This is a genomic window from Enterobacter sichuanensis (assembly GCF_002939185.1).
Classification (GTDB): Bacteria; Pseudomonadota; Gammaproteobacteria; order Enterobacterales; family Enterobacteriaceae; genus Enterobacter; species Enterobacter sichuanensis.
Genome location: NZ_POVL01000115.1, coordinates 1 through 3124 on the forward strand (window position 1 = coordinate 1; position 3124 = coordinate 3124).

The window sequence follows — 3124 nt, forward strand, 5'->3', positions numbered from 1 at the left end:
CGCTGACGCGGCATCCAGAAGCTTCCCGATGCTGTAAATCTTAACGTCTGCTTTGTGCCAAGAGCAGACCTTATAAACACTAAGGTACGATCGTCTAGGGGGCAGTCTATGGTGGGTTATTAGGGTGTGAACTCATCACGACCTGAGAAGATCGTAACAGATTTAGCTCCCCTTGAGAGCGCAACATACAAATCAGTTGCTCCCATATTTCCCGCATCTAGTATCACCGCGTGGTCGCATTCCAGACCTTTCAGAAGAAGAGTTGAGCCTATTGAACGGTGCGATACGCGTCCTTCACCTTGGTATCTACGTTGTTCACGAATAACTGATGCTGACTCTCTAATGCTTTTGTCAGGTGAACTGATGGACAGATTTATCGCATCTTTTAGAACGTGCAGAGCTCCGGCCCTGAATACGCGTGTCTCTTCCTTCTCTTCGAGCAAAAGGAGTGTCGTTCGAATATTTTTTCGGGTTGGGGCCAGAGCAAGTGCTACCAATGCATTCTCAAGCGAAGAAGGGGCTGTTCTGTTTCGTCCGGCCTGAATAGAACTAATTCTTCGTAAGGTTGTACTAACGCCAACGTTTGTCATCAGTTCAGCTGCTGCCTGTAAAAGCCTTGGCATCACGTTGGCAGCACTAGCATCGTCAAGGGATGCAGCCATTTTTATCACGTCACTCAGATCTACCGGTTCGACAACATCAATACCATTGATTCGTTGTGCAAATTGATGCCTGGATGACACTCTTCGTGAATCACCTATAACTAAAACCGAGTCGTTGGGAAACTGTCGCAGCAGCGAGTAATATTCGCGCTGCTGGCGCTGGATATTGTCATTATGATTTCGTAAAAGAGGCCGAAAACGTACATAGTCAGGACAGGACCTTAAGTCGATACGCTCCCGGAGAAGTAATCGATGTCTTTGCTCAAGGAGCCACTGGCCCAAATCTGGCGTTTGTGCATTGTTCCAACGCCAGGGCGTTTGTAAGGTTGCCAGAGTAGGGAAAAAAGTTTCAACGGTTTGGTTCCAGTTGGGCATAGGGCCGCTAAAGTTGAAAATACACTGCATCGGGTCACCAAAGACTACCGTTGGTAGCAAACATGAAAGCGCACAAGTCAATTCATGTTGCTCGCTATTGCAGTCCTGGTATTCATCGACCAGCAAACGCGAATAAGTAGCTGTGATGATTTCGCTAATATTACCGTTAACAACCAGATCCCGTACGGCACGGCGAAGAGAAGGGTAAAAAAAGGTTGGATTTTCAGGACCCGCACCGAGCGGACACAATCCCGGAAAGCAGCCAGCTATTTTCAGAGCCCATCCATCGATTGTTGTCACAACATAGTTCCGCGGAGGAATTGCAAAACGGCTCAGTCGCTTTTTGAGTGCCGTTACACCTGCGGTTGTATGCGTCAGCACGAGATACGGCTTACTTTGCGCAAAACCAAGTGCTTCAGTAATCAGGTGGGTTTTGCCACATCCCGCTGGCGCTACAATCAGGCCTTTACTGGCGTTTAAAACGGCATCCACACTCATCGTGGGTCACCGTTTTCTGCTGCCCACGCCAGCAGATCTCTTATAATTGCTTTGAATGGTCGTGAAAACTGATTGAAGACCGGACCCACGATATTCTCCGCTAGATCCTCAGCCTTCCCGATCGTTTTAAACCAGCCATATTTGCCAGCAGCGTGAGCCACTGGCGTTCTCATTTCTTCTGTAGGTTCACCTGTACATGTGTCAAAGTTATAAGCCCCTTGGGAGCAGTTTTGAATGTGCTGATCCACTTGTTGGTGGCTGTTCAGATCCGCAGCAAGAAGAACGATGTCACGGATAGTCTCAGCAGGACACCAAGCCAGCAGGGCTCCCTCTGTTGAAAAACCATTACCCCATTCAAAAATGGTAACGCCGCTTGCCCGGCAATGTTCTGTCTGTTGCCTGTGTGCAGGTGTCGTGATATCTGAATCTTTTAATAAGGCAGTACGATATCCCAGTTGTGCAAAAACCTCGGCGCGTTTGAAATAATTGTCCCCGCCGCCGCCATCTGTAGCAAAGGCCCCCTGATCCTGAAAGCCAGTTCTTCCCCTGCGTTGTCTGTACAAGTCCAGCCCTCTGATAAAACCAACCTCAGTTCCACCTTCGCCCACAATTACGGCTTTGCTGAAAAAGGCTTCAGCGCAGGCCCTTATGGTAGCTTGTTCCTTATCGTCCCCACTTAGTGTCAGGAAATTGTGTGAAGGCTCTGGGGGCGGTTGTTCTAGTTTCCGCAACACACAGAGCTGGGTTGCCTTGAGTTCCCTGAGAACATATGGGGAATGGGTGGTGATGAATACCTGCGAAGTAGGTTCATCATCACGAGAACCCAGTTGATTCAAGAGTCGGCTGATCCTGTAAGGCTCCAGTCCGTACTCTGCTTCATCAACCAGTATGATCCCCGGCCCCCCGACAGCTTTTTGTAACCCGCTCACCAGCAATCGGGTTGATCCTGTACCAAGCATTCTCAGTGGCGTGTTATCACTGTTATGCAGGCTGATCGCACTGTTAGACAGGGAGACGCCATTCACATCCAGCAGCGCTTTAAGTTCTCCAACCTGAACGCCTAACTCATTTGCAATGGTTCTGACCTCGGTAAGAATGTTATCCAACTGAGGTAGTTGTCGGGCAGCAAAGTTGTGTCGTGTCTGTCGGGACAGTTCGGCCAACGTTGAACTGATATCAAAATCTTCTGCAGATAATTTATTCAGCACTGAGCGGTTGCCCCATGCCAGATGATGATGCGAGGTTGCACCAAGGCGAGTAGGGCTTAACTGCTCCCGGTGCTTCCACAGTAACCTTTTCTCTAACCCTTCCACTGTTGCTCGTTCTGAAAATAAGCACCAGTCTGGTTCGAGATCTGCTCCAACGACCATTCTCAGTGTGAGTACGGTTTCATCTCCTGCCAGAGGTTCATCATGGATTTCTTTTGTTTCGCTATTGAAACCACGAAGATAACGCCCATAGTTCTCAAGGTTCCGAAGCCCGTCATCAAGCTGTCCGAGAGTTACACTGATGCAGACTGGAGTAGCGGAATTCATGAGATAAAAATCCGCATCACTGAATGTGAACGATCTTCGCGCTCCGAGTACTAG

Annotated in this window: 2 protein-coding genes; both read right to left on the reverse strand. The window is 48.9% G+C overall.

The window, feature by feature from the left end; all coding sequences use genetic code 11:
- Positions 1–119: 119 nt before the first annotated feature.
- Positions 120–1535, reverse strand: coding sequence for a UvrD-helicase domain-containing protein (locus tag C5687_RS23725; RefSeq protein ID WP_023329023.1), 1416 nt, complete (start codon positions 1533–1535; stop codon positions 120–122).
- On the reverse strand, positions 1532–3124 hold a 1593-nt coding region (locus C5687_RS23730), incomplete at its 5' end, for an ATP-dependent nuclease (protein WP_104558179.1). The genes C5687_RS23725 and C5687_RS23730, both read right to left, overlap by 4 nt.

Excerpts from the sequence above, each read along its gene's own strand:
- C5687_RS23725 (WP_023329023.1), bottom strand. The coding sequence starts at position 1,535 with ATGAGTGTGGATGCCGTTTTAAACGCCAGTAAAGGCCTGATTGTAGCG.